The following is a 25,106-nucleotide window of genomic DNA, read 5'->3' on the forward strand; positions in this document are numbered from 1 at the left end:
GAGCGCCGCGCCCGAACTCATCGGCTCACACCGCGCGCATCGACGCCGAATCCGGTGACAGCCCGGAAATCGCGCGTTCCGAGAAAACGATCCTTGCGTGTACGTATACATCTACGTATAGTCGACCGCAGCCGCTCGTTATACGTATACATCTACGTACAACGAAGCGGATGTGCATCGACCCGAGGAGAACCCATGCCCACCTTCCAGACCCCCGACCCCATCACCGTCGACATCGACGTGGCCTGCGGCGATGTCACCGTCACCGCGTCGGACCGCAGCGACACCGTCGTGCAGATCCGGCCCACCGACCCGGCCGACAAGGACGACGTGCGCGCCGCCGAGCAGGTCCGGGTCGATTTCGTCGCCGGGAAACTGACGGTGAAGCAGCACACGCGCGGCTGGCGCGACTTCGCCCGGTTCCGCGGGTGCCCCTCGATCCAGGTGAGCATCGAGGTGCCTGCCGGCTCCCGGCTCGACGCCACCACCGCGGCCGGCCGCATTCTGGGTGCCGGTGAGCTCGGTGAATGCGATCTGAAGGTGTCCGCCGGTGACATCACGGTCGAGCGCCCGCGCGGTTCGGTGACGGCGAAAACCGATATGGGCAGCATCCGGATCGGCGAGGCGTCGCGCGGTGTGCTGCGGTTGGAGACCTCCATGGGCAACCTCGACATCGGCATCCGCCCGGGTGTCGCGGCCCAGCTGGAGACCCGCGCCTTGTGCGGCACGGTTCAGAACACGATGGCGCCGGTCGACAAGACCGTCCGGGACGAGGACGTCGTGCGAGTGTTCGCGCGAAACACCTACGGCAACGTCACGATCGGGCACTCCGTCGCCGCCTGAGCCGAGCAGCCGCCGTGCCAGCCGAGCAGCCGCTGTCTCAGCCGAGCAGCCGCCGTCTCAGCCGAGCAGCCGCTGCTCTTTGGCGACGGCCACCGCGGCCGCTCGCGTATCCACGCCGAGCTTGGCGTAGATGCGGCCGAGGTGGGTCTTCACCGTCGCCTCGCTGATGTGCAGGGCCTTGGCGATCTCCCGGTTGCCGAGGCCGTGCGCGAGCTGGGCGAGGATGTCGGTTTCGCGGGTGGTGAGCCCGGGCCGCGGGTCGCGCATGCGGGCCATGACCCGGCCGGCCACCGGCGCCGACAGGGCGGTGCGCCCGGCGGCGGCGGTGTGGATGGCGGCGAAGAGTTCGTCCGGTGGTTCGGCTTTGAGCAGATAGCCGGTGGCGCCCGCGGCGATGGCGCGGGTGATGTCGGCATCGGTGTCGAAGGTGGTGAGGACCAGCACATGCGGGCGCGGTTCGGGCAGCGCGGTGATCCGGCGGGTGGCTTCCACGCCGTCGAAGTCGCCGCCGAGCTGGAGATCCATCAGGACGACGTCGGGGTGCAGCGCGCCGGCCAGCGTCACCACTTCGGCGCCGCTGCCCGCTTCGCCGATGACCTCGATATCGGGCGCGCTGTCCAGCAGTGCCCGCAGGCCCGCCCGGACGACGACGTGATCATCGCAGATCAGCAGGCGCACAGCCGGATTCGTCATCCTCGCTCCAGGGGGATCGCGGCCGAGAGTACGGAGCCTTCACCGGGCGCGGACTCGATGGTCAGGGTGCCGCCGAGCTGCTGGAGGCGGGCCCGGATGGCGGGCAGGCCGTAGCCGCGATCGCGGCCGGAGCCGTCCGCGGCGGCGGGATCGAATCCGCGGCCGTCGTCGGCGATGTCGAGCAGCAGCCGATCGTCGAGATAGGTGAGGGTCAGGGTGGCGGTGCGGGCGGCGGCATGCTCGCGGATATTGGCCAGCGCGCCCTGTGCGATGCGCAGCACGGTGGCCTCGATCCGGCCGGGCAACTCCACGGGTGCGCCGTCGATGACGTAGCGCACCGCGAGGTCGTCGGAGTTCTCGCGCTCGGCCAGGGCACGCAGGGCGGCGTCCAGGGAACCGGTCGCGGCGAGATCGGCGGGCGCGAGATCGTGCACGAAGCGGCGGGCTTCGGCGAGATTCTGTTCGGCGACGGTGGCGGCGGTGCGCACATGTGAGCGCGCGCGTGCGGGATCGCTGTCCCAGATCCGGTCGGCGGCCTGTAGCAGCATGCGCTGACTCGACAGACCCTGCGCCACGGTGTCGTGGATTTCGATGGCGAGGCGTTGCCGTTCGGCCAGCGTGCCTTCCCGGCGTTCGGTGGCGGCCAGTTCCTGCCGGGTGCGCAGCAGATCATCGATGAGGCCGGCCTGGCGCACCGTGTGGCGCCGCATCTGCACGAACAGCGCCGTGGTCACCGCCGCGACCGCGGGCGGTGCGAGCAACAGATTCGGATCACCCCAGCCGGCGAGCCGCACCTGCGTGAGCACCACCAGACCGGTGAGCACCACCACCAGGCCGACCGCGACGCGCACGGACAGAATCCGAAAACCGGTGTACAGCAACGGCACCGCGCACCAGGCGAAGCTGGGCGCCAGCACCACCAGCACTGCCCAGCAGGCGACGAGCAGCGCGAACCACACCAGCCCGCGTCTGTCGCGCGGCGCTCCCGCCACGTAGAGCAGCGCGAGCACCCCAGAGAGCGCGAGCACCCAGCCGGACTGCGGACTACCGGGATGGCGGATCAGGAACCGTGCCAGCGAGGCGCCCAGCAACACATAGAAGGTGACGTGCATGACGATGGCGAGCACGCGCTCCTCGCCCTGATCGGTCGTGGACCCCTCGGGCATCGCCACCTCCTCACCGCGCGTCGAACTGGGCAAACACATTCATTCTGCCGTGCGCGTCGCGGTGGCGGGGTCAACCGATCGGATGACCCCGGTATCGGCCGGTCATCCGCTCGAGGCGAGCCGCGGAGTCGATGGCAAACCCCCGGCAGGCCCCGAGGATTGATGGTGAACCGAATGGCGACCGCCGTTCACCGACACGAGGAGACCCCATGAACTCGCGAAGCACCCTGGCCACCCGCACCCGGATCGCCATCGGCGGCGCCGCCGTCGCCGCCATCGCGGCGGGCACCGTCGGGATCGTCTCCGTCGATGCCGATACCCCGCAGCAGGCGCAGGTGGCGCCGGTCGCGGTGAATGCCGCCGCGGGCAATATCGCCCACAGCGCGCATCTCACCATCGATGCCGCGACCGAGGCGGCGCAGGCGGCCATGGACGCCGCCCGCAAGGAGAATCAGCGCGTCAGCGTGGCCGTGGTGGACCGCAACGGCAACACCATCGTGACGCTGCGCGGCGACGGTGCGGGCCCGCAGTCCTACGAGTCGGCGGAGAAGAAGGCCTACACCGCCGTCTCCTGGAACGCGCCGACATCGACGCTGGCCGAGCGCCTCGACTCCGCTCCGCAGCTGGCCGATATCCCCGGCACCTTGTTCCTCGGTGGCGGCGCCCCGGTGGCCGTCGAGGGATCGCCGATCGCCGGGATCGGCGTCGCGGGAGCGCCCAGCGGTGACCTGGATGAGAAGTTCGCGCAGGCCGGTGCGGCAACGCTGCGCGACTGACACCCTGCGAATGCCTGGCTCGCGGCGCGCGCTTCCGGCGTCGCAGCACCGACGGCCGATCCGGCGCGCGGTTCGCTCGCCGGCGCTCGCACCGTCCTCCTCCGCTACGCGGTGGTCGCGCAGCCCGCCTCCGCCGGCAGTCGGTCTATCGCGGCGCCAGCGTCACCGGCAATGCCGACGGTGAGAGCACGAAATCGCGATTCGACGCCCGCACAACGTAATCCGGGTCCGGTGTCGGCTTCCATCGGGCGAAGAAGGCGGCGGAGGCGAGGGTGATCTCCAGCATGGCGAAGTGGTCGCCGAGGCAGCGGCGGCGGCCCACGCCGAAGGACAGGCTGGATTTCTTGTCGATCTCCTCGGCGCGGGCGGGGGACCAGCGGTCGGGGTCGAAGGCTTCGGGGTTGGGGTAGTAGCGCTTGTCGTGCTGCACCATGTACGGGCTGAACATGACCGCGGTGCCGTCCGGGATGGTGACGCCGCCGATGGTGACGTCGCCGTCGGCGGTGGCGGCGCTGATCCACGGACCCCAGTACCGAATCGTCTCCGACACGATCTGCTTCAGGTAGGGCAGCGAGTTGATGTGATCGGCGCGCACCGGCCCGGAGCCGACGACCTCGTCGAGTTCGCGGTAGAGCCGCTCGGCGACCTCGGGCCTGCGCATCACCTCATGCCACAGCCAGCCCGCGAGCGAGGCCATCGAGCCGACGCCGCCTGCCAGCATAAGGATCGCCTCGTCGATGATGTGCTCGTCGGACAGCGTGGCGCCGGTTTCGTCGTCGCGGTGGCGGATCAGCGCCGACACCACATCGTTGAAATCTTCGTCGCGGCGGCGGTATTCGGCGATCACATCGCCGATGGCGCCGCGCAGATGCCGGGATTTGCGTTCCCACCGCCAGTTCGCGATCACCCGCAGCCTGCGGATCTGCGGTGGCATGGCGGTGCGGATGATGACCTGGCTGAGCAGCCACGGCACATTGTCGCGGATCTCGCGGCGGGCCGAATCGCTGAAACTGGCCTTGAACAGGGTGGAGGACACGGTGTCGAGGACCAGTCCGTGCGCCTCGTCCATGAGGTTCACCGTGGTGCCCGAGGGCAGGCTCGATGACCACGCGTCGGCGATATCGGCTGCGGCCCTGGTGTATTCGGCCAGCCTGCTCTGACGCAGGGCCGGTGCGATCATCCGGCGGCGCAGCTTGTGTTCGGCGCCGCGCAGCACATTCACCGAACCACCGGCCACGTCCTTGATCGCCTCGCGTAGATCCTCGCGATTGAACTCCGCCTCACCCAACCCGACCTCACGCACCAGATCGGGGGTGGTGAGCAGGTATCCGGTCTTCTGGCCGAAGTGCAGCCGCACGATCGGTCCGAGTTCCGACAGCGAGGTCACGAATCCGGGCGCGTCACGTAGCGCGCGCAGGCTGTGGCCGACGAGCGGCAGACCGCCGGGCGCGGTGGGGATATCGGCCAGGCTGCGCGGCATCACCTGTTCCGGGCTCGCGGCGGCCTCCTCGATGGCCTGACGGTAGACCTCGGTGATCGCGCCGATCTGCCGGGACTGCCGCACTCCGTCGCTGTGTTTGGACTGCACCGCGCGCATGTCGGCCAGTGCGGTGCGATCACTCGCCAGCCGGGACAACGTTTCCGCGATCCCGGCCGCTGAAGGATCGGCGGTGCGGATCCCGCCGCCTGCGGGCACCGATTCCGACAGCGCGGGATCGCAGTAGATGACGGGCAATCCCACCGCGACGGCTTCCAGCAGCACCATGCCCTGGGTGTCGAAACCCGAGGACGGGAACAGCAACGCGTCGGCCTTGGCCATGGCGTTGAGGCATTCGGACTGAGTCACCCTGCCGTGTAACCGGATTCGATCGCCGAGTCGGTGTTCGGAGATCAACGCAGCGGCGGCCTCGCGTTGGTCGCCCTCGCCGTAGATGTCCAGCGTGCAGCCGGGTGTCCTGCGCACCGCGTCGATCGCTTCGAGCGGCCGCTTCTCCGTCGACAGTCTGCCGCACCAGATCAGTTGCAACGGACCGGATTCGGCGTGCGAGTAGTCCGCACCCGAGCGACTGTCGACCAGCGCGTCGTCGACGCCGTTGGACACCACCCGGATCGGCCGCGTCACTCCGTGATCGGCAAGCAGATCCGCGAAATGCCTGGTCGGTGCGATCACCCGGTCGGCGGCCTGGGCCTGCGCGGAGATGGTCCACCAGGCATGGCGCGCCGCACGGCTTTCCGCGCGATGCGGCATGTGATGACGGTGCGGGACGAAACGTCCATGCAAGACCCGCAGGGCCAGCGCGGCCGGATAGGGCGCGGGGGAGGTGTGCTCGATGAACGCGTCGTCGCGGCTCTGCGCGGTGTGCACCAGCGGAAGGCGATGCCGCCGTGCGGCTTTCATGCCCGCGATGGCGACACCGTAGGTGGTGTGGGTGTGCACCACGTCGACCGGGCCGCGCGCGGCGAAGGCGTCATCGATGCGGCGGGCATTGCGCTTGCTGGGCAGCACCATCGGGAAACCGTTCACCGCGACCGGGACGGCCTCGAGTTCCACCACGTTCGCGGCGGTTTCCACCCGAGCGCCCGCGAGCGGCGCGACGAACAGCGTGACGCGGTGACCTGCTTTTTCCAGCCCCCGGCACAGCGAATCGACCGCCGTCTGGACACCACCGAGCGTGGCCGGGTGGTAATCCATGAACATCGCGATGTGCACAATGTCACTGTACCGAGGCATCACGAGTAGACGCACCGCATCGGCGGGCGGGCGATACCGAAAGAAGCGCGAGTGAAGATTGCCATCCCTCTCACGGGAACCCGTGGCGACGTGCAGCCGATCGTCGCGCTGGGACGCGAACTCGAAGGCCGCGGGCACGATGTGCTGATCGGCGCGCCACCGAATCTGGTCGACTTCGTCACCGACGCGGGGCTCACCGCCCGCGCTTGCGGTCCCGATATCCAACAGCTCTACAGTTCGCCCGAAGGGCAGCAGGCGCTGGCGGCGGGCAGCACCTTCCGGTTGATGCAGCTGGTGGGGCGGCAGATGGCCGGGTATGCGGCGCAGATGAATCAGGAAGTCATCGATGTGTGCGCCGACGCCGAACTGATCGTCGCCACCACCGTCACCGAGGACCGCGCCAGTTCGGTGGCCGAGGCGATGAATGTGCCGCTGGTGAGCGTGCACTACTACCCGTGCCGCTACACCGGCCGGTATCCGTTCCCCGGCGCGCTGCCGCCGCACTGGGATCCGCCCGCACTGGTCAATCGCACCACGTGGGTGCTGGCCGAGAATCTGCGCCGGGTGGTGTTCGCGCGCTACCTGAACGAACTGCGCGGGCGCCTCGGCCTGCCGAAGTCGTACGCGAGCACTGCCGCGGTGCTGGCGAAGGCGAAGGTGCCCGAGATCCAGATCTACGATCCGGCGCTGGTGCCGGGCCTGGCCCAGGAGTGGGGTGAGCGGCGGCCGTTCACCGGCTTCCTCACCCTCGATCAGCAGACTCGTGCGGCCGTCGGTGAGCTCGCCGACGATCACGACGACATCCTGGCCTGGGTCGAGGCCGGCGATCCGCCGGTGTTCTTCGGCTTCGGGAGCATGCCGATCCGCGATATGGCCTCGGTGCTGGCGATGGTGTCGCAGGTGTCGGCCCGGCTGGGGGTGCGGGCGCTGGTGAGTGTGGGGTGGAGTGATTTGGACGTCGACGCCGAGGTGGGTGCGCACGTCAAGGTGGTCGGGCCATTCGCGCATGACGTCGTCTTCCCGCGTTGTGCGGCCGCGGTGCACCACGGCGGTGTCGGAACGCTGTTCGAAAGTCTGCGCGCCGGACTGCCGACGCTGGTGTGCTCGGTGTCGTTCGAGCAGCCGATGTGGGGCGGGCAGGTCGAGCGACTGGGGGTCGGCGCGCATCTGCGCTTCACCCGGCTCACCGAGGCCGCGCTGGAGGAGAAACTGCGGTCGGTGCTCACGCCCGAGCGCACGGCGCGGGCGCGGGAGTTCGCCGCGACGCTGATCACCGAGGGTGCCAGCGCACGCGCCGCCGACGTCATCGAGGCCGCGGGCCGGTGATCGGGCACGTTGTCGCCGATACGGCCACCATGTTCCAGCGCTGCGCCCGCAAGACGCTGCGCAGCCGCGACACGCTGATCATCTCGCTGCTGATGCCGATCCTCATCATGCTGCTGTTCACCTATGTGTTCGGCGGCGCGATCAACGTCGGCGGACCGTACCTGGACTATGTGGTGCCGGGCATCATGCTGCTGTGCGCGGGGTTCGCCTCCTCGATCACCGCCACCGGCGTGTCCACCGATATGACCAACGGCAGCGTCGACCGGTTCCGCACGCTGCCGATGTTCCGGCAGGCGGTGCTGGCCGGCCACGTCGCCGAGGGCGTGGTGCGGAATATGGTCGCGATCGGGATCGCGGTGGCGGTGGCGGTGGTGCTCGGCTACCGGCCCGAGGCCGGTCCGCTGGGGTGGGTGGCGGCGGCGCTGATGATCGCGCTGTTCGTCACCGCGGTGTGCTGGATCGCGGTCGCGCTCGGCCTGGTCGCCAAGAATCCGGAGGCGGCGGGCGGGCTCACCTACGCGATCATGTTCATCCCCTATATCTCCAGCGCGTTCGTGCAGACCTCCACCATGCCGGGCTGGCTGCGCGGCTTCGCCGAACACCAGCCGGCGACCCCGGTGGTGGAGACGGTGCGCGGGCTGCTCGACGGCACCGGCACCGGCGCCCACGCCGGCATCGCGGTGGCGTGGTGCGTCGGCCTCGGGGTCGCCGGATTCGTGGGCGCGAGCGTGCAGTTCGCGGCCCTGGCCCGCCGGTAACCGCCCACGTCACGACCCGGTTCGTGGCCGATCCCAACGGGTGGCGGGTATCGGCTGGTCGGCGCGGTACGGTTGAGCTTCTATCCGTCCACAGCGTTGTCAGGAGTTTGTCCGCGTTGAATGTCGAACCACCGATCCAGGCCAAGCTGCTGAAGCTCGCCGCCGTCGACGCCGAGCTGACCCGAATCTCGCACCGGCGCACGGTACTGCCCGAGCAGCAGGAGGTCGACCGGCTCGAGGCCGAGCGCAACGCGCAGAAAGACGCCGCGGTGGCCGTGGAGATCGTGCTGGACGACCTGGACCGCGACATCCGCAAACTCGAAGGCGAGATCGAGGCCGTGCGCAAGCGTGAGGAACGCGACCGCGCCATGCTGACCTCCGGCTCGGTCGGCGCCAAGCAGCTGTCGGAGCTCCAGCACGAACTCGGCAGCCTGGAGCGGCGCCGCTCGGTACTCGAGGACGATCTGCTCGAGGTGATGGAACGCCGCGAGGCCTCCGCCGCCGACCACGACCACGCGGGCGCCCGGCTGAGCAAGGCCGACGAGGATCTGGAAACGGCCAAGCGCGCCCGCGACGAGGCCGTGGCCGACCTGAACGTCGCGCAGGACCGCTGCGACCGCGATCGCGCCGAGCTGGTCGGCGCCTTCCCCGACGAACTGCTGGCCATCTACGACCGGCAACGTGCCCAGCACGGCGTCGGCGCCGCGCTGCTGCAAGCCCGCCGCTGCGGCGCGTGCCGGATCGAACTCGATCGCGGCGAGATCGCCCGCATCGCCAAGACCGCACCGGAGGTCGTGGTGCGCTGCCCGGAGTGCGGCGCGATCATGGTCCGGACCAAAGAGTCGGGTCTGTGAGTCCGGGTCGGTGAGTGCGCAGCGAGGAGGTGGCAGTGGTGTCCGTGCGTGAGGTGATCGTCGAAGCCGACGGCGGCTCGCGCGGCAACCCCGGCCCCGCCGGGTACGGCGCCGTCGTCTTCGACGCCGGCCACAGCCGCATCCTCGCCGAGCGGATGGAATTCCTCGGCGTCACCACCAACAATGTCGCCGAATACCGCGGGCTCATCGCCGGGCTCGAGGCCGCCGCCGAACTCGGCGCCCGCGAGGTGACCGTGCGGATGGATTCCAAGCTGGTGGTCGAGCAGATGTCGGGCCGCTGGAAGGTCAAGCACGCGGCCATGATCCCGCTGGCCGACCGGGCCAAACGCCTGGTCGCGGGGTTCGATCGGGTGAGTTTCCAGTGGATTCCGCGCGCGGAGAATTCGCACGCGGACCGGTTGGCCAATGTCGCCATGGACGACGGCGGTCTGGTCGACGAGGTACGCACCGCGCGCGAGGCCGGGCACGCGCCGACCGCGCTCGGTGGGGCCGGTCGGCAAGAACCCGCGCAGCCCGATCGCGCAGCGGCGCCACCACCCGAATCGGTGCCGGACGCCGAGGCCCAGCAGACCTCCCGAGGTGTCGGCGATCCGACGTCCTCCGACTCCGGGTCAGCTGCCGGCATCGAACGCGAGCTGCCGAGCTGGATCGATGAGGTGCGCGAAGCCGCGCCGCCCGGCGAAACTTCGGCGACAGGTTCGCAAAGCCCGCGCGAACCACTCGTGGCCGCCAAGCAACCACCGCCCGGCTGGACCGGGTTGAGTGGCCGCCCCACCCGATTCCTGCTGCTGCGCCACGGCCAAACCGAACTGTCGGTCGAACGCCGCTACTCCGGTCGCGGTAATCCACCGCTCACCGCGCTCGGCCGGGAACAGGCGGCGCGTGCGGCGAAGATGCTGGCCGCCAAGGGCGATATCACGGCGGTGATCTCCTCACCGCTGGGCCGCGCTCAGGAAACCGCCGAGGCGGCGGCGACCGCGCTCGGGGTGCCGATGCAGATCTGCGACGGCCTCATCGAAACCGATTTCGGTGACTGGGAAGGGCTGACCTTCGCCGAGGCCGTCGAGCGCGACCCGCAACTGCACTCCGACTGGCTCGGTGATCCGTCGGTGCCCGCTCCGGGCGGGGAGAGCTTCGACCAGGTGCGCGAGCGTGTCGAGGCGGCGCGACGCGATCTGGTCGCGCTCTATCCCGGCGCGAATCTCGTTGTGGTGAGCCATGTCACACCGATCAAGACGCTGCTGCAACTCGCGCTCGGGGTCGGTCCGTCCCTGCTCTACCGGCTGCATCTGGACCTGGCGTCGCTGTCTATCGCCGAGTTCTACCCCGACGGGGGCTCGTCGGTGCGGTTGGTCAACGATACGAGCTATCTATAACTCGCGTGCGGCAACTGACGTAGTGTGCCCTCACCATGGGGCGCGTGATGTTTTGGAGGATTGGTTAATCCCCAGCGTGCGCGGTGAATTCTGCCGAACTCCAACGTAATTGCGCATGGCAACTACTACGGCCGGTCAATCCCGCTTGTATTGGTCGAATTTAGAGGATCGCGGTACGCTTCGGACCGGTCAGGCACAGGCGTCCCGTCCGGCCTGTCTGATCGGGGAAGGGTGTTGGGTTCCCGGTCAGCGCTGTCGGGGGTGACGATCGGCGAGTAATGCTGCTCACCAGTGGTTTCGAGGGATGAATCCGCTCTGTGCTGCCTAGTGGTCTACGAGAGTGCAGGTTCGATGAGCAGTCCGATCAAGGTAGTTGTACTAGGGGCGGGGATCGGCGGACTCACCACTGCCGCCGCATTGCGACATGCCGGGTTCGGGGTCGAGCTCTACGAGGCGGGCCCCGAGCTGCGGGCGCAGGGATTCGGTCTTTCGGTACAGGCCAACGGGATCAACGCGCTGCGCAGCCTCGACCTCGGACTCGACACCGAATTGCTCGAGCGCGGCGGCCGCGTCGAGACCTTCCAGTTCCGCAAGCCGGAGGGCACCCTGATCCGGGAGCTGCCCGTCTACAAGCTCGACGCCAGGCTCGGTGCGCCCGCGGTCGCGCTGCATCGCGCCGATCTGCATGCGGCGCTGGTGCGCGCGATCGGCGACACGCCGACCTTCACCGGCGCCCAGGCCACGCGTTTCATCGATGACGGTGATCGCGTCCGGGTCGAGTTCGCCGACGGCCGCGAGGCCGAGGGCGATCTGCTGATCGGCGCCGACGGCATCCACTCCATGGTGCGCGCCCAGCTGCACGGCCGGTCCGAGCCGCGACCGGGCAATTTCGTGTGCTGGCTGGCCTGTATCCCGTTCGAGCATCCCCGCGTTCCGCGTGGGGCCTCGGCCCACTACTGGGGCACCGGAATGCGTTTCGGCATCCACGACATCGGCCACGGCCGGGTGTACTGGTGGGGCACGATGACCATGCCGGGCGAGGAGGCCGCCGACTGGCAGGGCACCAAGGACGATCTGCTGCGCCTGTACGCCGGATGGGCGCCCGAGGTGCGCGCCTGCATCGAGCAGACCGAATGGTCGGATGTGCTGGCCGTGCCCGCGCAGGACCGGCCGCCGCTGGCCGAACTCGGTCGCGGCCGGGTCACCCTGCTCGGTGACGCCGCGCATCCGATGCTGCCCAGTCTGGGACAGGGGGCGAACTCGGCCATCGAAGACGCCGTCGTCCTCGCGCACACCCTCGCCAACTCGCTGGACCCGGTGGCCGGGCTGCGCCGCTACGAGCAGCTGCGCGCCGACCGCACCGCCATGTTCGTCAACGGTTCCGCGCAGCTGGCCAAGGTCGAGCAGACCGACAACGACAAGGCCGTCGCGGTGCGCGACGCCTACTTCCGCCGCGCGCCGGAGGCGTTCTTCCTGAACAACCTGGCCAAGCCCATGGGCTTCCCGGAACTGGGCGGCCCGAGCGTCGACCTGCCGCGTGCGTTGTCGCCGATGGAGCGCTGGCACTGGATCGCCGATCAGCTGGCGCCGCTGCACATCCTGTCGCGGGTGCGGGTGCACGGCACCGTCACCGCCGAGCAGATCCGCAAGGGCCTGGACGAAGTGCAGCGCCGACATCCGCTGCTGCGGGTGGCGATCGCGGCGAATCCGGATGGCACCGAACCGGAGTTCGTGCCCACCGATCGTCCGCTGCCGCTGCGCGTGGTGGAATCCGCCGACCCCGACGCCTGGCTGTCCGAGACGGACGAGGTCGAGCTGCGCGAGCCGTTCGACTGGCAGCAGGGCCCGCTGGGCCGCGCGGTGCTGATCACCGACCCGGCAGGCCAGAGCGCGGATCTGGTGGTCACCCTGCACTACTCGATCGCCGACGGCGAATCGGCGATGACAGTGGCCAAGCAGATCCTTCAGGTCGCCGCGGGTGAGGCCGGCGAGCTGCCGGTGAGCCCGGTGCGGCCGGGCCCGGAGTCGCTGTTCCCGGCGAAGTACCGGGGCGGCAGCGGCACCCGCAAGATGATCGGCGCGCAGCTGCGCGACCAGCTGGCGATGCTGCGCAAGCCGCGGCGGCTGGAACCGATCACGCTGGTGCCGTCCGCACAGCGCCGCAGCCGCGTGGTGCACCGCAAGCTCGACGGCGACCGTCTCGACGCGCTGCTGGCCGGGTGCGAGTCCCGCGGCGTGAGCCTGCAGTCGGTGCTGTCGGCGGCGCTGCTGGTCGGGGCAGCCCGCGAGGCCGGAACCACGGGTGCGGCACCGTACACGGTGGGCAGCTCGGTGAACTTCCGCTCGCATCTGGACGGTGTGGTCTCCGATGCCGAAGTCGGCTCCTACCAGGGCATGATCGCGACCATGGCGAATTACGCGCCGTGGGCGTCGCTGTGGCAGCTGGCCGGGGAGATCGACGGCGCCTACCGCGAGCGGATGGCGCGCCGTGACCACATGTCGGCGCTGAACCTGCTGCAGGCGGTCGGCCCGAAGTCCGTGGCGGCCAGCGCTTCGACGGTGAAGCTGATGGACAGTCGCGGTCCCGGCCACCTGTGCATGACCTATCTGGGACAGTACGACGTCCCGGACAAGATCGGTGCCTGGCGACTGTCGGAGGCGCAGTTCGTCTCCGGCATGTCGGTGAGCGGTTTCATCATGGCGACCGCCAATGCCACCCACGGACAGCTGTCGTTCAACGTCGGCTACGTGGAACCCGCGGTGTCGGCCGAACGGGCCGAACTGCTTGCCGACGAGAGCATCCGGGCGCTGCTGTCAGCGATCTGAGACAGATCGTTCACCGTCCGACAACCGCGTGGCGGCCCGGCAGTCCCCGGGCCGTCATCGCCACAACCTTCGATCGATACGGACGACTGCTCTGGCGTCCCCGCGTGATCACAGCGCCGTGACCCGCCGACGCCGGCAGCGGGTCCGAACCTGGCCGCACGAGGAGCTACCGTGAATTCCGAGACGACACCGGCGGACGCGGAGGAGCCCGGCCTACCCCGCTGGCCGGTCACCGCCTATCAGCGTGACGTGCTGTCCGCCGCCTTCCGGTTCGCGCCGGAACCGGTGTCCCAGTTGGCCGTCAAGGGCGATGTGGACCGGCCGCTGGACGTGGCGCGCATGCGGGAGGTGCTGCGTCGCGCGGTGCGCCGCAATGATGCGCTGCGCCTGCGTTTCGAACTCGTCGACGGCGAGTTCCGGCAGTGGGTGTCCGAGGTGGAACCCGTGCTCGAGCACGTCGACTTCACCGCGGAGCCGGATCCGGCGCGGGCGTGTGCCGACTGGATTCGCCGGATGTCGGCCCAGCCCATCGAGGGTCCGTCCAATCTGGCGGTGGCGGTGCTGGTCGACGATCCGGCCGACTTCCACATCTTCATCCGGGTGCAGCACGCCAATGCCGACGGCTGGGCGCTGAACATGCTGCTGGCGCACCTGATCCACGACTTCCTCGACCCCGATGACGCCGAACCCGAACCGCTGCCCTCCTATCACGAGTTGCTCACGGCCGAGCAGCAGTACCGGTTCTCCGCGGAGTGGAACGCCGACCGTGAGGCGCTGCTCGGCCATGTCGGCGACGCGGTCCCGGCGTTGTTCACCCGCACGTCGGCGCCGACGGCCGCGCGCGGGCATCGGGTGGTGCGCCTGGACAAGGCGTATCTGGATCGGCTGCGCGGCACCGGCACCTCGCCGTTCGCCTATACCGCTGCCGCGCTGGGCGCCTACCTGTGCGCGGTGCACCGCACCGATGAGGTGATGCTCGGTGTGCCGATGCTCAACCGCGACACCCCGGTGGCGCTGGCGGCGGGCGGGCATGTCACCAATATGCTGCCGGTGCGGGTGCGCGTCGGCGAGCAGCGGACGCTGGCCGAGGTGGCCGCCGACGTGGCCGCCCAGATCAAGGCGTTGAAGAAGCACCAGCGCTTCGCCTACGGCGACCTGATGCGGGCACTCGCCGAAGATCCTTCCGCGCCACCGCTGTTCGACGTGTCGTACTCCTACATGCGGCTGCCCGCCTCCGACCATCTGGACCAGATCATGGAGCGGCTGCGGCTGCCCAATGCCGGTTCCTGCCTGCAGGCGCTCAATATCGTCGCCATCGAACATCAGCGCGACGGCTCGCTGAGCGTGCAGTTGATCTACGACCTGGATGTCTTCGACGACACCTACCCGATCGGCAGCGCCATCGACAGCGTCGCCACCATGATCGAGGCCTCGCTCACCGATCCCGAGCAGCCGGTGTCGGCGTTGCCGCTGCTGTCGCCGGCGACGGCGCAGCGGGTGGCGGAGTTCGAGGCCGGGCCGCGCACCGAGTTCCCGTACACCACCCTGGATCGGCTCTTCGCCGAACAGGCCGCCGCTCATCCGGCGCGCACGGCCGTCATCGCCGCCGACGGCGAGCGGCTCGGCTACACCGAATTGTCCGAGCGCGCCGATGTTTTCGCTGATCAGCTACTCGAACTCGGCGCCACCGGCAACGAATGCGTTCCGGTGATCTTGCCGCGATCGCCGCGGATGCTGGTGGCCATGTACGGCATCCTGCGCGCCGGCTGCGCCTATGTGCCGCTGGACCCGGAGTTCCCGGCCACCCGCATCGAGACCGTGCTGGCCGATTGCGGCGCGCGGTTCGTGGTGGCCGGGCCCGAACATCAGGAGGTGTTCGACCGGCTGGGCGTGGTCCGGGTCGAGCCCGGTGAGCTGCGCCCGGTCAGCGTCGAACACCGGTCGCATCCCGCCGATCTCGCCTACCTCATCTACACCTCCGGGTCGACCGGCAAGCCCAAGGGCGTGATGATCGAGCACCGCTCGGTGGTCAACCGGCTGACCTGGATGCAGCGGCGCTACCCGCTCGGCGCCGACGACGTCATCCTGCAGAAGACGCCAGCCACCTTCGATGTGTCGGTGTGGGAACTGTTCTGGTGGTCCATCACCGGCGCCAGGGTGGCGCTGCTCGAGGCCGGTGGGGAGCGCGATCCGCGCCGCATCATCGCCGCCATCGAGAAGGACGCGGTGACGGTGCTGCATTTCGTGCCGTCGATGCTGGCGGCCTTCGTCGACGAACTCGACAGCGATCACGCCGCCGTCGCGCGGATCGCCTCGCTGCGTCGGGTGTTCTGCAGTGGTGAGGCGTTGCCGCCGGCGCTGGTGCGCCGCTTCCAGGCGGTGTTCGCCGCCGCCGGGGTGCGCGCACCGCAGCTGGTGAATCTGTACGGGCCTACCGAGGCGACCGTCGACGTCTCCTACTTCGACTGCCCGGACGGCGAAGCGCTCGACGTGGTGCCCATCGGCCGCCCGATCGAGAACATCGATCTGCTGGTGCTCGACGAGCACGGCCGCAGGCTGCCGCCCGGTGTGCCCGGCGAGCTGAACATCGCCGGTGTCGGGGTGGCGCGCGGCTACCGCGGCCGCGACGACCTCACCGCCGCGGCGTTCGTGCACGACCTCACCGTGGCGGGCCGGCGCCGCTACCGCACCGGCGATTTGGTGCGCTGGCTGCCCGACGGCCAGATCGACTACCTGGGCCGCTTCGACGACCAGGTGAAGGTGCGCGGCAACCGCGTCACCCTCGGCGAGGTGCAGAACGCGATGCTCGACTGCGCGGGCGTGCGGGCGGCGGCCGTCGTCGACGAGAAGTCGCCGACGCAGGGTGTGTATCTGGTCGGCTATTACGTCGGTGAGGACGAGTCCGAGCCCACTGTCGACCGATTGGCCGCCGAGCTCGGCGCCCGGCTGCCGAAGTACATGGTGCCGAGCCGGCTGGTGCGGGTGGACCGGATTCCGGTCACCCGCAACGGCAAACTGGATCGCCGGGCGCTGGCCCAGGCTGCGGCCGAACAGCAGCCGGCCGAGCAGGCCGCGGGTTCGGGGGAGCCGCGCAACGAGGTGGAAGCCGCGCTCGTCCGCGTGTGGTCGGCGGTGCTCGGCGTCGAGTCGATCGGCGTGCACGACAACTTCTTCACCCACGGCGGCGACTCGATCCTCGCCCTGTCGGTGCGCACCGCGGCCGAACGCGCCGGAATCCGTTTCGATGTCGACACCTTCTACCAGCGCCCCACCATCGCCGAACTGGCCGAGCTGATCGCCGACAGCGGTGAGCGCGCACCGGAGCCGATCACGGCCCGGCTGGCGACGGTGCCGCTGGTCGATCATGCCGCGCTGCACCGCGCCGAGGACGCCTTCCCGGCCACCGCCTTGCAACTCGGCATGCTGTTCCACAGCCTGGAACGCGCCGATTCGGTGACCTACAAGGATGTGTTCCGGTATCGGTTGCGGATTCCGTGGCAGGAGCGGCAGTTCCGCACCGCCTTCGATCGGCTGCTGCGGCGTCAGCCGGCCTTGCGGTCGTCGTTCGAGCTGACGAAGTTCTCGGTGCCGTTGCAGATCGTGCACCCGGAGATCACCGCCGATTACGAGGTCGTCGACCTCGCCGACGTCGCGGAGACCGAGGCCGAGCGCCGGGTCGAGGCCTACATACAGGAACGCAGGCACGCGGCCTACGTCATCGAACGGGCACCACTGCACGCGCTGCGGGTCTTCTTGCGCGCGCCCGAATCGTCCTCCGGCACCGTCGCGGTCGATCTGGTGCTCAGCTTCCATCACGCCATCCTCGACGGCTGGAGTGTGGCGACCTCGGTGCTCGAGCTGCTGCACGACTACCTGCACGCGCTGGGCGTCCTGGACACCGGCATCGATGACACCGCGCATCCGGCGGCGGCGCTCGCCGAATACGCGCAGGCTGAACTCGCTGCCACGCAGCGTGTTTCGTCACGCGCGTACTGGCGCGAAGTGCTCGCCGGCGCCGAGGCGACCGCGCTGACGGCGTTGGCGGCGCATCAGCCGCAATCCGCGCAACCCGCGAAGGCGCGGGCGTTGGTGCCGCAGCGGCTCAGCACTCGGATCGCCGATTTCGCCGCGCGGCACCAGGTTCCGGAGAAAGCGGTGTATCTGGCCGCGCATCTGCTGACGCTGCGACTGCTGTCCGGGCGCGCCGATGTGACCACCGGCGTCATCAGCCACGGCCGCCCCGACCGCGCGGGCGCGGAAAGCCTGGCCGGACTGTTCCTCAACACGCTGCCGATGCGGCTGGACGCCACCGTGGCGACCTGGCGCGACGCCGTCGACCAGGTGGTGCGCCGCGACCGCGCCGCCTACCCGCACCGGCGCTACCCGCTGCGTTCGATCATGGCCGATCACGGCGGCCCGGTCTTCGAGACGGCGTTCAATTACGTCAACTACCACCAGTTCCAGGCCATTCTCGGCGCGGACCGAGTGGTGCTCGACGATATCGATATCCGCGAGGAAACCAACTTCCAGCTGCTGGTCACCGCCGCCACCGATCCCCGCGACGGCCGCATGTGGTTGCGCGTGGACGGTGACGGCGCGGTCGGCGCGCAGCAGTGCGAAACCGTCGCGCTCACCGAGCTGCGGATGCTGACCGCCCTGGTGGACAACCCGGACGCCCCGATCGATCCAGGGGCAGACTGGGTGGCGGGCCGCGATGTCGGTGCGCTGGTCGCCGAGGTCGCGGCGGTGCGCCCGTCCGATATCGCCGTCGCCGCCGACGACTCCGTCTGGACCTATGACGAGCTGGTGAGCCGCAGCGACGTCATCGCGGCCCGGCTGCTCGCGCACGGTGTGCGCACCGGGTCGAAGGTGGCCATCATCGGCCGCAGCACCCCGGAGCTGGTGGCGTTGGTGCTGGCGGTGGCGCGGATCGGCGCGGCGAGCGTCCCGCTGGATGTGCGCTACCCGCGGGCGCGGCTGAACCTGATGATCGACCGCGCCCGGCCGCACCGCGTGGTCGTCGACGCCGAACACCTCGACCTGGTCGACGATCCGGCGCTGGTGCTCGACACTGCCGAACTCACCGCCCCGCCCGGTCCGGCGGACCCCACGGCGCCGCGTTTCGCGCCGGTGCATCCGGAGACCACCGCGTACGTGCTGTTCACCTCCGGCTCCACCGGGGAGCCCAAGGGCGTGGCGATGCCGCATCGCGGCCTGACCGCCCTGGTCGACTGGCAGTTGCGCGCCGAGTCCGGCACCGGGCTGGCCAGCACGTTGCAGGCGGCGCCGCTGAGCTTCGACGTGGCGTTCCAGGAAATCTTCACCACCCTGGCCGCCGGATCGACGCTGCGGGTGAGCGAACGCGATCTGCGCGCCGATATGGACGAGCTGCTGAGCACGGTGGCCGAGGAGCAGATCGAGCGGGTGTTCCTGCCGTATGTGGCCTTGCAGGCGTTCGCCGAGGCGGCGTCGGTGCGCCAGATCTATCCCACCGGGTTGAAAGTGCTGGCGTCCTCGGGTGAGCAGTTGCGCATCACCGACGAGATCCGCGCCCTGTGCGCGGCGGTGCCCGGTCTGCTGCTGGAGAACCAGTACGGCCCCACCGAAACCCATGTGGCGACCACCTTCACCCTCACCGGCCCGGAGAGCGCGTTCCCGGTGCTGCCGCCCATCGGCCGCGCGGTCGACGGCGATACCGCCGAGATCCTGGACCGGCAGCTGCGGGTGGTGCCCGACGGTGTGATCGGCGAGATCTACCTCGGCGGACGCTCCCTGGCCCGCGGCTACGAAGCCATGCCCGGCTTGACCGCGCAACGTTTCGTCGCCGCCGCCGGTGGTGAGATCCGCTACCGCACCGGCGATCTCGGCGTGCGGCTGCCCTCGGGCGATATCGTCTGCCTGGGCCGCAGCGACAGTCAGGTCAAGATCCGCGGGTACCGGGTGGAGCCGGCCGAGGTCGAGCTCACCATTCTCGGGCTGGTCGAACAGTTCCCCGGGATCAGTGAGGCCGCTGTGGTGGCGCGCGGGTTCGGCGGGATCGACGGGGCGCTGGTGGCGTTCCTGGCCGGCGATGCCGAGTCCACCGATCTCACCGCGCTGCGGGCCGAACTGCGGACGGTGCTGCCCGCGCATATGGTGCCGTCGCGGTTCCAGTGGGTGGAGTCGATGCCGCGCACACCGAGCGGCAAACGCGACGACCGCGCTCTACTCGCGCTGCCGGTGACGAGCACTACCGAACAGGCGCAACAGCATCGGGAGCCGGTCGACGACATCGAACGCTCGGCCATGGAACTGCTCGCCGAATACGCCGGGCTGCCGTCCATGGGTCCCGACGACGACTTCTACGCCATGGGCGGCACCTCCATCGGCGCCATGCGCGTGGTGATGGGGCTGTCGCGGCGCTGGGGCGTCGAGCTGCCGATGAGCGCGTTCGTCGCCGCGCCCACCGCGGCCGGGCTGGCTGAGCTGATCCGCGCGGGCGATACCAGGACCAGCTTCGATCCGCTGGTGCCGATCCAGCCCGAAGGCACCAAACCGCCGCTGTTCCTGGTGCATCCGATCGGCGGCAATGTGCTGTGCTACCTGGCGGTCGCGAAGTATCTGGACCCGGATCGTCCGGTGTACGGGTTGCAGGCGGCCGGCGCCGACACCGGCAGCACGCCGCTGACCTCGGTCGAGGCGATGGCCGACTCCTACATCTCGGCGATCCGCCGAGTGCATCCGGAGGGGCCCTACCATCTGGCCGGCTGGTCCTTCGGTGGCTATGTCGCACTGGAAATGGGGCGCAGGCTGCCCGAGCACGAGGTCGCCAGCGTGACCCTGCTGGACACGATGGCGTTGCGGCAGCAGGCCCGCGAACCCATCCCCGAGGAGAAGCTGATCCGCTGGTTCTTCCTCGAACTGCTCTGGTACGCCCGCGGCAACGAGACCGCGCTCGGCGAGTTCGAACCCGATGTGCACGATTCGGCCGAACTGTTCGACGCGATGCTGGCCGAGGCGATCCGCTCCGGCATCCTGCCCGAAGGCAGTCCGGCGCAATCGATTCGGCGGCTGTACGACGTGTTCCACGCCAACTACACCGCGCTGATCACCTACCAGCTGTCGGTCTTCGACCGCGACATCACGCTACTGCGGGCCACCGACGGGATCCCGCGTGGTTTCGATATCGCCCACCAGACCATCGGCACCATGTTCGACAGTGAGAACAACGGCTGGGAACAGTACGCGGGCCGCGGGTTCGAAGTGGTCGCGGTGCCCGGCGACCACCTGCACATGATGACCGAACCGCATGTGGCCGAGGTCGGTATGCAACTGGATGCCGCGATCTCGTCGGCCGATCCGGACCTGGATCGCGAGTTCAGTGAGGGGATGCTCGACGTGTGAGGCAGGCCGCTGCGGTGCGCTTGTGCCGCAGCGGTTTTCGCGCCGATCGGTCGCATGATGGTGGGAGACCGCATTCAGCCTCGGGCCCGCGCCGCCCCGATGGATCGGACGGTGGCACGGAAAGGCTGACGTGGCGAATTCCTCGGCCCGGCCATGATTTCGGCGCTTATCGAGCCGATGACCCGACGGGCTGCGAACGGCTCAGCCGGGCAGCGGCACGAGTTCGACCAATGTGCCCCGCCCGGAGCGGGGCGGCAGCAGGGCCAGCGCCTGAGCGGTGATCAGGCTTGCCAAGTGTGGAGTATGCACCGGGCCGGTGGCGTGCCAGACCCCGCCGGGCTGCTGGCAGACCGGGACGACGCGGGTCAAGGTGTCGTGGGTTCCGGAGGAATCGGCGAGGCGCCCGCGCAGCGGTTCCGCCGGGGTGCGGGCGGTGCAGGCGTCGACGATCGCCGGTCCGGTGATCAGCAGGGCGGCGATCGCGGCGAACGGGTTGCCGGGCAACGCCAGCAGCACCCGGCCATCGGGTAGCAGCGCGACCAGCTGCGAGCCGCCCGGGCGGATGGCGAGGCCGTCGATCAGGATCTCGGCGCCCAGCTCGTCGAGCAGGGCGCGCAGATGGTCGGCCGCGCCGCGGCCGGTCGCGCCGACCACCACCACGAGATCGGCATCCGATCGCAGCGCGAACCAGGAGCCGAGCAGTTCCCGGCAGTCGTCCAGGCGCCAGACATGGGTGGTCTCGATATCGCAGGCGCGCAGATAGGTGGGCAGCACCGGGCCGATCGAATCGCGGGTCTGGCCGGGCGCCAGCGGGCCTTCCGCGCGGATCTCGGAGCCGGTGATCAGCACATCCGCGCGCAACGGGCCACGCACGGCGATCGAATGCACTTCGGCACTCGACGCCGCGGACACCACGGCGGCCGATACGCGGGTGCCGGGCGCGGCCAACTGTGCGCCCGGATGCCAGTTCTCACCGCGGCGCCGGGTGTCGTCGCGCACCGGCGCGTCCGGGCGACGAGCCAGCAGCGTGTCGCCGGCCAGCATGCTTCTGGAGACGAATTCGTCGCGCACGACGGCGGTGGTGCCGGACGGGGTGGGCGCGCCCGTCGCGATGCGCACCGCCTGCCCCACCTCCAGCGGCCGTCCACCGTGCGTGCCCGCGACCCGGGTGTCATCACGCAGCACCCACGGCCCGGACCCGCAGACGGCGTAACCGTCCATCGCGGCGGTATCGACCCGCGGCAGTGCGGTGGCGGTGGTCAGCGGTTCGGCCAGCGTCGCCCCCGTGGCCTCGGCCGGCGCCCGTTCGACGCTCGCGATCGGATCCAGCCGGGCACGCAGCAGCGCCCGCGCCTCGTCCACCGTGCGGGCGTGGACGCCACATCCGGCCGGTGCGGGACCTGCCGCCGTCGCGCGAGCGGTCGGGGCGCTCATCGCGCGCCGTCCCAGCGCCCACCGGCCGGCCGCAGACCGGAGCTCACCCACATCATGCGGCCATCCTCGCGCCCCCCGATTTCCCGCCATTTTCGCCGCAGTTGCCTCGCCATGACACTGTGCTCACACTCGCCCCTGTGCGGCTGTGCGGCTGTGCGGCTGTGCGGCTGTGCGGCTGTGCGGCTGTGCGGCTGTGCGGCTGTGCGGCTGTGCGGCTGTGCGGCTGTGCGGCTGTGCGAGGCCGGGTCAGCTCGCGGCCCGCGAAATTCATCGCTCGGCGTTTGATTCTAGGCCGGATAGGTGTGGATTTCGGTGGCCTTGAGGGCAGCCCAGAGTTCGGTGCCAGGGCGTAGGCGCAGTTCGGCGACGGTGGCGGGAGTGACATCGGCGAGGGCCGGGGGAGTGCCGTCGAGCCGCACCCGCACGGTGTGGGCGTGCTGCTCGACACCGGCCACGGTGACCGGCCACGTGTTGCGCGGGCTGCCGGCCGGGCGTTCCGGATGCAGACTGACGGCGCTGGGCGCGAAGGCCAGATGCACTGGGCCGGTGGCGGGTTCGGCGATGGTGAGCGCGCCGCCACGGTCGAGCTCGACGGTGGTGTCGCGCGCGGTACCGCGAAAGAGATTGAGGCCCACCAGATTGGCGACATAATCCGAGCGGGGGCGGCGCGCGACCTCCGCGGGCGCGCCTTCCTGGACGACGGCGCCGTCCTCCATGATCACCAGCCGATCGGCCAGCACCATGGCATCGAGCGGGTCGTGGGTGACCAGCACCGTGTGGCCGGGATAGTCGCCGAGATGGTGGGCCAAGTCGCTGCGCACCCGGATCCTGGTGCTCGCGTCCAGCGCGGCCAGCGGTTCGTCCAGCAACAGCAGCTGCGGATCGGTGGCCAAGGCCCGCGCGAGCGCCACCCGCTGCGCCTGGCCGCCGGACAATCTGCCCGGCTTGACCTGGGAATACTCGGCCAGCCCCACCCGCTCGAGCCATTGCCCGGCTCGCACCCGCGCCGGCGCCCGCCGCATTCCGCGCGCTCGCAGCCCGAAGGCGACATTGTCGAGCGCATTCAGGTGCGCGAACAGCAGATAATCCTGGAACACCACCCCGACCTGCCGATGTTCGGCCGGAACGAAGGTGCCCGGCGGCCCATCCCAGAGGTGATCATCGAGCCGGATCCGGCCGCCGGTGAGCGGGGTGAGCCCGGCCAGCGCACGCAGCGCCGTCGTTTTCCCGGCGCCGTTCGGCCCCAGCAAAGCCACCACTTCGCCCGGTTGCACCGTCAGCGCAAACCCGAGGGTGAAGTTCTCGCGCTCGATCCGAATATCCGCCGTCAACGTCATCCGAGGCTGCCCCGAATCCACCGCTCCCGCAGCGCCGCCAGCACGCCGACCGACACCGCCAGCAGCACCAGGCTCAGCACGATGGCGGCGTCGGGGTCGGTTTGCAACGCCAGGTAGACCGCCAGCGGCATGGTGGTGGTCTCGCCGGGGAAATTGCCGGCGAAGGTGATGGTGGCGCCGAATTCGCCGAGGGCGCGCGCCCAGCACAGCACCGCGCCCGCCACCACGCCGGGCAGCACCGACGGCAACGTCACCCGGCGGAAGATCAGCCACGGCGCGGCGCCGAGGGTGGCGGCGGCCTCCTCGTAGCGCGGGTCGGCCGCCCGCAGCGCACCCTCCACGGAGATCACCAGGAACGGCATCGCCACGAACGCCTCCGCGACCACCACGCCGGCGGTCGTGAACGGCAACGACACCCCGAACCACTCGTGCAGGTACTGCCCGATCAGCCCGCGCCGCCCGAACACCAGCAGCAGCGCCACACCGCCCACCACCGGCGGCAGCACCAGCGGCACCGTCACCAGCGCCCGCACCAGCCCGCGCCCTGGCAGCTCGGCGCGCGCCAGCAGCCAGGCCAGCGGGATGCCGAGCAGCAGGCAGATCACCGTCGCCAGGCTCGCGCACACCAGCGAAAGCCGCAGCGCCTCCGCGATGTCGGCGCTGAACAGCCGCTGCGGCAGCGTCCGCCACGGCGCCCGCAGCACCAGCCCCACCAGCGGAACCACCAGGAACAGCAGCCCGATCACGGCGGGCACCAGCAGGATCAGTGGCCGCCGTCGCCGCACCCGTCGTGCGACGACCCGGGTCACGGCGTCTCGAATCCCGCGTCGACGAAGACCGTGCGGGCCGCATCGGATCCGATGAACTCGACGAACGCCGCAGCGGCCAGTGCGTTCGGCGCGTGCGCGACCGGCGCGATCGGATACTCGTTGACCGCGCTCGCGGATTCGGGAAACTCGATGCCGTCGACCTTGTCGCCCGCCGCCCGCACATCGGTGCGGTACACCAGCGCGGCGTCGACCTCACCGAGTGTCACCTTGCTCAGCACCGCTTTCACATCGGGTTCCCTGGTGTCGGGTTTCGGGGTGATGCGCGCGGACTCGAAGACCTTCGTGGCAGCCGCTCCACACGGCACCTGTTCGGCGCACAGCGCGATGACGGGTTCGTCGCGACCGAAATCGGCCAGACCGGTGATCGCGCCGGGATTGCCTGCGGGAACCGCTATTTCGAGCCTATTGCGCACGAACGTCACCGGGGATGCGGTGACATCGCCGGAATCGACGACCTGCTGCATGTTCTTCGGTGCGGCCGAGGCGAACACATCGGCCGGTGCGCCCTGCCGGATCTGCTCGGCGAGCTCGGAACTGGCGCCGAAACTGAACACGACGTCCACGCCGGGATGCGCGGCCTCGAACTGCTCGCCCAGCGTGGTGAATGTCTCGGTGAGCGAAGCAGCGGCGAAAACGGTTACTCTGCCGCTGATTTCACCATTCGTGGGCGCTGCCGAGCCGTCGTCACCGCAACCGGCGAGTGCGAAGGTGCCCGCGAAGAACAGCGCGGCGATGGGACGAAATCGGTGCAT

General features: G+C 69.9%; 15 protein-coding genes. 8 read left to right on the forward strand and 7 right to left on the reverse strand.

All coding sequences use genetic code 11. The features are described 5' to 3' along the window. Positions 1–195: 195 nt before the first annotated feature. A complete protein-coding gene (locus tag FEK34_RS04090) occupies positions 196–843 on the forward strand; it encodes a DUF4097 domain-containing protein (RefSeq protein ID WP_138446520.1) in 648 nt (215 codons plus the stop codon). Positions 844–900: 57 nt separating this feature from the next. Here the strand turns inward: FEK34_RS04090 and FEK34_RS04095 are convergent, their stop codons facing one another. Together FEK34_RS04095 and FEK34_RS04100 are read right to left on the reverse strand one after the other, a co-directional pair. Next, positions 901–1,536, reverse strand: coding sequence for a response regulator (locus FEK34_RS04095; protein ID WP_138446521.1), 636 nt, complete (start codon positions 1,534–1,536; stop codon positions 901–903). After that, positions 1,533–2,702, reverse strand: a complete 1,170-nt coding sequence (locus FEK34_RS04100; protein WP_138446522.1) for a sensor histidine kinase — start codon at positions 2,700–2,702, stop codon at positions 1,533–1,535. The genes FEK34_RS04095 and FEK34_RS04100 overlap by 4 nt, the downstream gene beginning before the upstream one ends. Positions 2,703–2,911: 209 nt before the next feature. Here FEK34_RS04100 and FEK34_RS04105 point away from each other — a divergent pair, with 209 nt between their 5' ends. After that, positions 2,912–3,478, forward strand: coding sequence for a GlcG/HbpS family heme-binding protein (locus FEK34_RS04105; RefSeq protein WP_138446523.1), 567 nt, complete (start codon positions 2,912–2,914; stop codon positions 3,476–3,478). Positions 3,479–3,623: 145 nt separating this feature from the next. Here the strand turns inward: FEK34_RS04105 and FEK34_RS04110 are convergent, their stop codons facing one another. Continuing rightward, positions 3,624–6,188, reverse strand: a complete 2,565-nt coding sequence (locus tag FEK34_RS04110; protein WP_138446524.1) for a cytochrome P450 — start codon at positions 6,186–6,188, stop codon at positions 3,624–3,626. A 72-nt stretch (positions 6,189–6,260) separates the two neighbouring features. On the opposite strand from FEK34_RS04110, the gene FEK34_RS04115 reads away from it, so the two are divergent. The 6 genes from FEK34_RS04115 to FEK34_RS04140 all read left to right on the forward strand — a co-directional run bounded on the left by FEK34_RS04115 (position 6,261) and on the right by FEK34_RS04140 (position 20,753). Beyond that, complete coding sequence (locus FEK34_RS04115) at positions 6,261–7,535, forward strand: glycosyltransferase (protein WP_138446525.1); 1,275 nt, start codon at positions 6,261–6,263, stop codon at positions 7,533–7,535. Further along, positions 7,532–8,293 carry an ABC transporter permease gene (locus FEK34_RS04120; protein WP_138446526.1) on the forward strand — a complete coding sequence of 254 codons (762 nt, stop codon included), beginning with the start codon at positions 7,532–7,534 and terminating at the stop codon, positions 8,291–8,293. Before FEK34_RS04115 ends, FEK34_RS04120 begins: the two co-directional genes overlap by 4 nt. A 116-nt stretch (positions 8,294–8,409) precedes the next feature. Then, on the forward strand, positions 8,410–9,147 hold the full coding sequence (locus FEK34_RS04125; RefSeq protein WP_138446527.1) for a zinc ribbon domain-containing protein: 738 nt from the start codon (positions 8,410–8,412) through the stop codon (positions 9,145–9,147). 38 nt (positions 9,148–9,185) lie between these two features. Continuing rightward, positions 9,186–10,544, forward strand: a complete 1,359-nt coding sequence (locus FEK34_RS04130) for a bifunctional RNase H/acid phosphatase (RefSeq protein ID WP_138446528.1) — start codon at positions 9,186–9,188, stop codon at positions 10,542–10,544. 351 nt (positions 10,545–10,895) lie between these two features. Next, positions 10,896–13,370 carry an FAD-dependent monooxygenase gene (locus tag FEK34_RS04135; RefSeq protein ID WP_138446529.1) on the forward strand — a complete coding sequence of 825 codons (2,475 nt, stop codon included), beginning with the start codon at positions 10,896–10,898 and terminating at the stop codon, positions 13,368–13,370. Between the two features lie 171 nt (positions 13,371–13,541). Next, entirely contained in the window at positions 13,542–20,753 is a 7,212-nt protein-coding gene (locus FEK34_RS04140; RefSeq protein ID WP_138446530.1) for an amino acid adenylation domain-containing protein, read from the forward strand. A gap of 201 nt (positions 20,754–20,954) precedes the next feature. Here FEK34_RS04140 and FEK34_RS04145 read toward each other — a convergent pair whose 3' ends face one another. The 4 genes from FEK34_RS04145 to modA form a co-directional block, all read right to left on the reverse strand. Further along, positions 20,955–22,187 (reverse strand): molybdopterin-binding protein, encoded by a 1,233-nt coding sequence (locus FEK34_RS04145; RefSeq protein ID WP_249358780.1) that lies wholly within the window; start codon positions 22,185–22,187, stop codon positions 20,955–20,957. 287 nt (positions 22,188–22,474) lie between these two features. Further along, the gene (locus FEK34_RS04150) at positions 22,475–23,524 is read right to left on the reverse strand and encodes an ABC transporter ATP-binding protein (protein WP_138446532.1); all 1,050 of its coding nucleotides are present in this window, start codon (positions 23,522–23,524) and stop codon (positions 22,475–22,477) included. Further along, positions 23,521–24,333 carry a molybdate ABC transporter permease subunit gene (modB, locus tag FEK34_RS04155; protein WP_138446533.1) on the reverse strand — a complete coding sequence of 271 codons (813 nt, stop codon included), beginning with the start codon at positions 24,331–24,333 and terminating at the stop codon, positions 23,521–23,523. The genes FEK34_RS04150 and modB overlap by 4 nt, the downstream gene beginning before the upstream one ends. After that, positions 24,330–25,106, reverse strand: a complete 777-nt coding sequence (gene modA / locus FEK34_RS04160; RefSeq protein WP_138446534.1) for a molybdate ABC transporter substrate-binding protein — start codon at positions 25,104–25,106, stop codon at positions 24,330–24,332. Before modA ends, modB begins: the two co-directional genes overlap by 4 nt.

Origin of the sequence: Nocardia cyriacigeorgica (assembly GCF_005863245.1) — a bacterium.
Classification (GTDB): Bacteria; Actinomycetota; Actinomycetes; order Mycobacteriales; family Mycobacteriaceae; genus Nocardia; species Nocardia cyriacigeorgica_C.